The sequence below is a fragment of the Streptomyces sp. NPDC057307 genome, assembly GCF_042667665.1.
In the GTDB taxonomy this organism is placed as follows: domain Bacteria; phylum Actinomycetota; class Actinomycetes; order Streptomycetales; family Streptomycetaceae; genus Streptomyces.
In genome coordinates, this window is sequence record NZ_JBHUZM010000228.1 from 1 (window position 1) to 7,556 (window position 7,556).

7 protein-coding genes are annotated in these 7,556 nt (G+C 69.7%); 3 read left to right on the plus strand and 4 right to left on the minus strand.

Annotation, left to right across the window (positions count from 1 at the left end):
* The 4 genes from ACFUN8_RS36305 to ACFUN8_RS36320 all read right to left on the minus strand — a co-directional run.
* The coding region (locus ACFUN8_RS36305) for a glycoside hydrolase family 3 protein (RefSeq protein WP_383647430.1) at positions 1-930 on the minus strand (930 nt) is incomplete at its 3' end.
* An 80-nt stretch (positions 931-1,010) separates the two neighbouring features.
* Positions 1,011-1,829: a carbohydrate ABC transporter permease gene (locus tag ACFUN8_RS36310; RefSeq protein ID WP_383647418.1), complete on the minus strand. Its 819-nt coding sequence runs from the start codon at positions 1,827-1,829 to the stop codon at positions 1,011-1,013.
* Positions 1,829-2,788: a carbohydrate ABC transporter permease gene (locus tag ACFUN8_RS36315; protein ID WP_383647420.1), complete on the minus strand. Its 960-nt coding sequence runs from the start codon at positions 2,786-2,788 to the stop codon at positions 1,829-1,831. The genes ACFUN8_RS36310 and ACFUN8_RS36315 overlap by 1 nt, the downstream gene beginning before the upstream one ends.
* A 14-nt stretch (positions 2,789-2,802) precedes the next feature.
* Positions 2,803-4,104, minus strand: a complete 1,302-nt coding sequence (locus ACFUN8_RS36320; RefSeq protein WP_383647423.1) for an ABC transporter substrate-binding protein — start codon at positions 4,102-4,104, stop codon at positions 2,803-2,805.
* A gap of 129 nt (positions 4,105-4,233) precedes the next feature.
* On the opposite strand from ACFUN8_RS36320, the gene ACFUN8_RS36325 reads away from it, so the two are divergent.
* The 3 genes from ACFUN8_RS36325 to ACFUN8_RS36335 all read left to right on the plus strand — a co-directional run bounded on the left by ACFUN8_RS36325 (position 4,234) and on the right by ACFUN8_RS36335 (position 7,524).
* Positions 4,234-5,319, plus strand: a complete 1,086-nt coding sequence (locus ACFUN8_RS36325) for a LacI family DNA-binding transcriptional regulator (RefSeq protein ID WP_383647433.1) — start codon at positions 4,234-4,236, stop codon at positions 5,317-5,319.
* A gap of 61 nt (positions 5,320-5,380) precedes the next feature.
* Positions 5,381-6,742: an NAD(P)/FAD-dependent oxidoreductase gene (locus ACFUN8_RS36330; protein WP_383647426.1), complete on the plus strand. Its 1,362-nt coding sequence runs from the start codon at positions 5,381-5,383 to the stop codon at positions 6,740-6,742.
* 119 nt (positions 6,743-6,861) lie between these two features.
* Entirely contained in the window at positions 6,862-7,524 is a 663-nt protein-coding gene (locus ACFUN8_RS36335; protein ID WP_383647428.1) for a hypothetical protein, read from the plus strand.
* The last annotated feature ends 32 nt before the right edge of the window (positions 7,525-7,556 follow it).

Consider the following 7,556-nt stretch of genomic DNA (forward strand, 5'->3'; position numbering starts at 1 on the left):
CCCGAACGTCTTCACGGTGGGCAGTTCGACATCGACCCCCGCGGACAGCGCGATGGCCGCCGCCTGGCCCCAGTCGGCGGCCACCCCGTGCAGGGACTTGAGGAACGCGATGCCGAAGTAGTCCGCCACGACCGTGCCCTCGAAGCCCCAGGTCTCCCGGAGCAGACCGGTCAGCGACTGCTCGTCCGCCGCTCCGGGTATGCCGTCGGTGTCGGTGTACGCGTGCATCACCGACCGCGCGCCGCTCTCCCTGACCGCCATCTCGAACGGGAGAAGGATGACATCGGCGCGCTCCCTGATCCCCATGCTCACCGGGGCGAGATTGCGGCCGGCGCGGGAGGCCGAGTAGCCGGCGAAGTGCTTCAGCGTGGCGACGAGACCGGTGGACTCCAGCCCCTGGACGTACGCGGTAGCGATGGTCCCGACGAGATACGGGTCCTCGCCGATGGTCTCCTCGACCCGCCCCCACCGCGCGTCGCGCACGACATCCAGTACGGGGGCGAGTCCCTGGTGGAGTCCCACGGACCGCATGTCGCTCCCGATCGCCGCCGCCATCGTGCGGACCAGGCCCGGATCGAAGGCGGCGCCCCAGGCGAGCGGGACCGGATAGGTGGTGGCGCCCCACGCGGCGAAGCCCGCCAGGCACTCGTCGTGGGCCATCGCCGGGATGCCGAACCGGTTGCCCGCGACGATCCGTTCCTGGGTACGCATCAGGGACAGCGCTCCCAGGGCCGGATCGACGGGGACGGTGCCGAACGGCCGGGTCAGCTGGCCGAGTCCGTGCGGGAGCAGCTCGTCCAGGCCGGGAGGCTCGTCCATGTCGTGCTGGTGCGGGGCGACCTCGGCACCGTCGGCGGAGGCGCCCGCCCACAGGCCGTACAGCTGGGCCAGCTTCTCCTCCAGCGTCATGGCGGCGATCAGTTCCTCCACGCGGGCGGCCCGCGCCGCCGTTCGGGAGCGTTCGCCGGCGGTGGTCGTACCGGAGGGGGCGTCGGTGGTCACGTTGTCGGTCACTTTCCTCCGGCGCCCATCAGCCCCTGGACCAGGGCCCGTCGGGCGAACAGGTAGACGAGCAGGACGGGCACGGTGGACAGCACCACGGCGGCCAGCACGGCCGGGATGTCCATGCCGTACTGGGTCTGGAAGTTGTAGAGACCGAGGGTGAGCACCTTGGTCTCCTCGGACTGGGTGAGCACGAGCGGGAAGAGGAACCCGTTCCACGCCTGGAGCGCGGCGAAGACCACGATCGTGGACAGTCCGCTCTTCGACAGCGGCACGACGAGCCGGAAGAACACCCGCCGCGCGTTCGCCCCGTCGATGGCCATCGCCTCGAAGAGGTCGTCGGTGATGTCACGCATGGTGCCGGTCAGGATGAGCACGCAGACCGGCATGCAGAAGGCCGCCGTCGGCAGGATGACGCCGATCAGGTTGTCGTAGAGACCGGCCTTGCTGATGACGTAGAACATCGGCACGATGACCGCCTGCGCGGGTATCGCCAGCCCCAGCAGGAACAGCCGCAGGACACCGGACGTGCCCCGCCCCCGGTTGCGGACGATCGCGAACGCGAGCGGCGGTACGAGCAGGACGACGATCGCGACCACACTGGCCGTCACGATCAGGGTGTTGACGAAGTAGCGGCCGAAGCCGTTCGAGAAGCTGTCGAGGTAGTTGGCGAGGGTGAAGTGGTCCGGGAAGCCGAGCGGGCCGGTCGCGCCGTAGTCCGCGCGTGACTGCACGCCGGCGCCGAGCATGACGTACAGCGGCAGGCTGACGACGAACAGCCAGAGCGTGACGCCCACGCCCGCCAGGTAGTTGGGGCGGCGCCGCATCACATGCCCTCCTTGGTGCCGGCCATCTTGTCGTAGCCGGAGACCCGCACCACCACCAGCGAGACGACGGTCGCCACCAGGACCAGCAGCAGCGCGATGGCCGCGCCGGCGCCGAACTCGAAGCCCTTGAACGCCTTCTGGTACATGTAGTAGGCGGTGATCGTGGTGTCGGTGCCCGGTCCGCCCTGGGTGAGGATCAGCACCGTGTCGAAGGTGGTGAGGCCCCCGACCACCATGAGGATCACCGACGTGATGATGGAGTTGCGCAGTTGCGGCAGGGTGATGTGGAAGAACTGCCGCACCCGCCCGGCGCCGTCGATCTCCGCCGCCTGGTAGAGGACCGCGGGGATCGCGCGCGCCGCGCCCTGATGGATCAGGGCGTGCAGCGGGGTGAACTGCCAGGTGCTCACCAGGACCAGGACGGCGACGGCTCCCGTACGGCTGCCCAGGAGATTGCCGTCCCCGAAGAGCCAGGCGGCCTCCGAGGGGACTCCGAAGTTCGGGTCGAGCAGGGCCCGCCACAGCACCGAGACGGCGGTGGCCGACAGCAGCAGCGGGACGAAGAAGACCGCCGACAGCACCGCCCGGTTGCGCTGCGGGCCCGCAGCCCAGACACCGAGCAGGATGCTCAGCGGGGTCTGGACGGCCACCCCCAGGAAGGTGAGCAGCACGCTCAGCCACAGACTCTTGATCATCACCGGGTCGTGGAACAGGGTCACCCAGTTGTCGAAACCGGCGAACTCCGGTGAGCCCAGGCCCGACCAGGTGGTGAAGGACAGCACGGCCACCAGCACCAGCGGCACGACGGCGAACAGTGCGAAGAACACGACGGCGGGCAGTGCCCAGCCGAGACCGGGCCTGCCGGTCCTGCGGCGGGCCGCCGGGCCCCGGACCGGAGCGGTCCGGGGCCCGTTCCGCACGGGGGAGGCGGGAGAGACGGGGGAGACGGGAGAAACCATGGCGGACGTTCCCCTCAGGAGGTCGTGAGGACTTGCATGGCCTTGACGAAGCCGTCCGCGTCGAGCTGCTTGTTGAAGAACTGCTGGACCGCCACATAGATGGGCGTCATGTTCTTCGGCGGGTATGCCTGGTCCCACGAGAGCTGGAACGCGGGCGCCTTGTCCACCAGGTCGTACTGGTACTTCAGGTACTCCGGGTTGTCGGCGGAGTCCAGGAACTTCGTGGTGTTCGTGGTGGTCGGCAGATTGCCGATGGCGAGGTGCGCCTCGACGAACTTGTCCGAGTACATGAGCTTGAGGAACTCGGCTATGGCGTCGGCGTGTTCGGTCGACTCGCGGACCGAGTAGAAGTTGTTCGTGTTGCCGACGAGGTCGGCGGCGTCGCCCTTGCCGCCCTCGACGCTCGGGAAGGTGCCGTAACCGAGGTCGTCCTTCGCGAAGTCGGGGTCCGCCTCCTGCTGGGTGGAGTACGCCCAGGAGCCCATCAGTTCGAAGCCCGCCTTGCCGCTCGCCAGCAGGGCGGGGGAGCCGCCGTCGGTGAACTTGACCGAGTCGTAGTTCGTACCGAAGGCGCCCGCGTCGATGAGCTGCCTCAGCATGTCCAGCGCCTTCCTGCTGTCGGCGCCGGCCCAGACCTCCTTGTCGCCCGCGAGTGCCTTCTTGAACAGCTCGGGACCCGCCACGCGGTCGTACAGATACTCGAACCACATCATCGTGGTCCACTTGTCGCCGCCGCCGAGAGCGATGGGCGTGACGCCCGCCCCCTTCAGGGTCTTCACCGCCGCCAGCAGGTCGTCCCAGGTGCGGGGCTGCTCGATCCCCGCGTCGGCGAGGACCTTTTTGTTGTGGAAGAGCAGCACCGGCTGGGTGCCGCGCATCGGGACGCCGTACGACTTCCCGTCGACCTGCGCGGTTTCGAAGACCGACGGCAGGAAGTTGTCCTTCAGCCCCGGATCCTTCTTGATCATGTCGTCCAGCGGCAGCAGCAGACCCGCTTCGACGAAGGGCTGGATGCTCCCGCCGCCCCAGTTGAAGAACACGTCGGGCGCCTGCGGGGTGCTGATGACCGTCTGGAGCTTCTGCTGGTAGTCGGCGCCGGGAACGGTGTCCAGGACCGCCTTGACCTCGGAGGTCTTGTTGAATTCCGCGACGATCTCCTTCTCCACCCGGTTCCCGGCGTCGCCGTAGACGAGTACGTGGAACTCGTCCGAACCGCCGGAGGAGGAGCCGCCGCTGCCGCAGGCCGCCAGGCCCAGACTCAGAGCCAGCGCCGCGCCGCCTGCGACGGCTCGACGGAACCGTGCGCGTGTCTTCATCGGTCGACCTCTCGAAAGTATCGGGAATCTGCCCGAAAGTCTCTGTGGAGAGCGACCGTAGGGTTCACCCAGGAGCCGGTCAACATCGATGTCATCGCTCGGCGAAACCGTTACACAAGTCCGTGCTTTATCCTTCAGCCCATGCGAGATGACAGGAGTGCGCGGCGAGTCACCCTCGCTCAGGTGGCCACCCGGGCGGGCGTTTCCCTTTCGACAGTTTCGAAGGTGCTCAACGGGCGCCCCGATGTTTCCGCCCCGACGCGCGTCAAGGTCGAGGAGCTGCTGGAGGCACACGGCTACCGGCGCTCCTCGTCGTCCGTTCCCGAGGCGCCGCTCATCGAGATCGTCTTCCACGAGCTGGACAGCGCCTGGTCGATGGAGCTGATCCGGGGCATGCAGAACGTCGCCAAGACCGCCGGCGTCAGCGTCGTACTCACGGAGACCGGAACCCGTCACTCACCGGGAGCCGAGTGGGTGGAAGGGGTGCTGCGCCGCCGCCCGCTGGGGGTGGTGCTGGTCTTCTCCACGCTCCCCGACGAACTCAAGAAGAAGCTGTGGTCACGGGCCATCCCGTTCGTCATCATCGACCCGGCCGGCGACCCGGAACCCGACGTACCCTCCGTCGGCTCCGCCAACTGGGCCGGCGGTCTCGCCGCCACCCGCCATCTGCTCGACCTCGGCCACCGCGCCATCGCCGTCGTCACCGGCCCCGAGGACATGCTCTGCTCCCTGGCGCGCCTCGACGGCTTCCGCTCCGCCATGGCGATGGCCGGCGCGGAGGTCGATTCCCGTCTCGTGCGATTCGGCGACTTCCACGTCCAGGCCGGCTACGACCACGCGATGGAACTGCTGCGGCTCCAGGAGCGGCCGACCGCCGTCTTCGCCGGGAGCGACCTCCAGGCCCTCGGCGTACTGGAGGCCGCGCGGGTCCTCGGCGTCCAGGTGCCGGAAGACCTCTCCGTGGTCGGGTACGACGACATCCCGCTGGCCCAGTGGTCCAGCCCGGCGCTCACGACCGTGCACCAGCCCCTGGTGGAGATGGCCGAGGAGGCCGCCCGGATGCTGCTGCGGCTGCGGAGCGCGTACCAGAGCGGCGGGGACCGGCCCGACGCCCGTCTCGGCCAGGCCGACACCCGGATCGAGTTCGCCACCCGGCTGGTCGTCAGGAACAGCACGGCGGTGGTGAAGTCCGCGGCGGAGCCGATCGGTCCGTGAGAGAAACCTGTCCCGGGGAAGGTGAAGGGCGACCCAGCACGACCCGGAAGGGATGGACACCGTGGCACGACCGAGGATTCTCGTAGTGGGCGCAGGCTTCGCGGGGGTGGCGTGTGTGCGCCGCCTGGAGCGGAAGCTGACCCCGGGAGAGGCGGAGATCTCCCTGGTCACGCCGTTCTCGTACCAGCTCTATCTGCCGTTGCTGCCCCAGGTGGCCTCGGGAGTGCTGACCCCGCAGTCGGTCGCGGTCTCGCTGCGCCGCAGCAAGAAGCACCGCACCCGGATCGTCCCCGGCGGGGCCATCGGAGTGGATCCGAAGGCGAAGATCTGCGTCATCCGGACGATCACCGGCGAGATCGTCGACCAGCCCTACGACTACATCGTGCTGGCCCCCGGCAGCATCACCCGCACCTTCGACATCCCCGGACTCGTCGACAACGCGCGCGGCATGAAGACACTCGCCGAGGCCGCCTACGTACGCGACCACGTCATCGCGCAGCTCGACATCGCGGACGCCAGCCCCGACGAGCAGGAGCGTGCGGCGCGCCTGCAGTTCGTGGTGGTCGGCGGCGGTTACGCGGGTACGGAGACCGCCGCCTGCCTCCAGCGCGTCACCACCAACGCCCTGCGGCGCTACCCGCGGCTGGACCCGAAGCAGATCAAGTGGCACCTCATCGACATCGCCCCCAAGCTCATGCCGGAACTCGGCGACAAACTCGGCGCCACCGCCCTGGACATCCTCCGCAAGCGCGGGATCGAGGTGTCGCTGGGGGTGTCGATCGCCAAGGCGGGCCCCGACGAGGTGACCTTCACCGACGGCCGGGTCCTGCCCTGCCGCACACTCATCTGGACGGCGGGCGTCGTCGCGAGCCCGCTGGTCGGCACGTTCGACGCCGAGACGCTGCACGGCCGGCTGGTGGTCTCGCCCGAGCTGCGGGTCGGCGGCCACGACGGCGTCTTCGCCCTCGGCGACGCGGGGGCCGTGCCGGACCTGACGAAGGGCGGCGACGCGATCTGCCCGCCGACCGCCCAGCACGCCATGCGGCAGGGCCGTACGGCCGCGGACAATGTCATCGCCACGGTGCGCCGGCAGCCCCTCCGGAGTTACGAGCACAAGGATCTGGGCCTCGTCGTCGACCTCGGCGGCCGGGACGCGGTCTCCAAGCCCATGGGTGTCGAACTGCGCGGGCTGCCGGCCCAGGCCGTCGCCCGCGGCTACCACTGGTCGGCACTGCGGACCAATGTCGCCAAGGCGCGGGTGCTGACCAACTGGGTGCTCAACGCCGTCGCCGGGGACGATTTCGTACGGACCGGGTTCCAGGCGCAGAAGCCGGCCTCGCTGCACGACTTCGAGTTCACGGACGCCTATCTGACGCCGGAGCAGGTGCGTGAACACACGGGGACGCTGACCGCGCGCCAGTGACCAACGTTTTCAGCCGATCGGGTAATCCGACCAATCCATGGCGTTGTTGACTCCGAAGACATGTCTGAATGGGCGTATCCGCGACTCGCGGAGACAAGACCAGGGGGCATGCGGATTCAGTGGACGCACACAGAGACAGTGAGGCGCGGACGCGACAGGTGTTCGTCGACACCAGCGGTCGGCGAGGCCGGACGTTCCGGCGGTTCGGCTGGGCGGTCGCCATCGTCTGCGCCTGTTACGCGACGACCGTGGCGGCCTCGCTGGTCGGGGGCAGCTCCGGCGCGCCGTTTCTCCGGATACCGGGCGTGACGGACGCGGTGGCCGAGGCCGCCGAGGTCAAGGGGGCAGACGGCGAGGCCGAGCAGCCCAGCTGGGAGCCGACCATCCCGAACGGGACCCTGCCCGAAGGCTGGGGCTGGGAGGAGGGCGTCGTACCTCCGTCGGCCACGGCGGCTCCCGCCGAAGCGGCCGACACGGGGGACGGGGGCGTCGGGGCCGCCGCGCCGCGCGAGACCTCGGCGGGCGGGGCGGACACGGTCGCCTCCGGCTCCGGTTCGGACACGGAGACAGGGGCGGGGACGGGGGCGGGGACGGGTTCCGGCGTGGACACCGCTCCGACGCCGTCGGACACCACCCCGCCCGCCGGCGACAACGCCGGTACGCCTCCGAAGGAGCCGCAGGACCAGCCGGACCCGCCGGCCGACGAGCCCGCGGGCAACGGCAATCCGGTCGACGGCCTTCTCGGCGGTCTCCTCGGACTGCCGCCGCTGCTCGGCGGCTGAGCCACGTCGACGGCCGGGGGCCGGGTACGGGA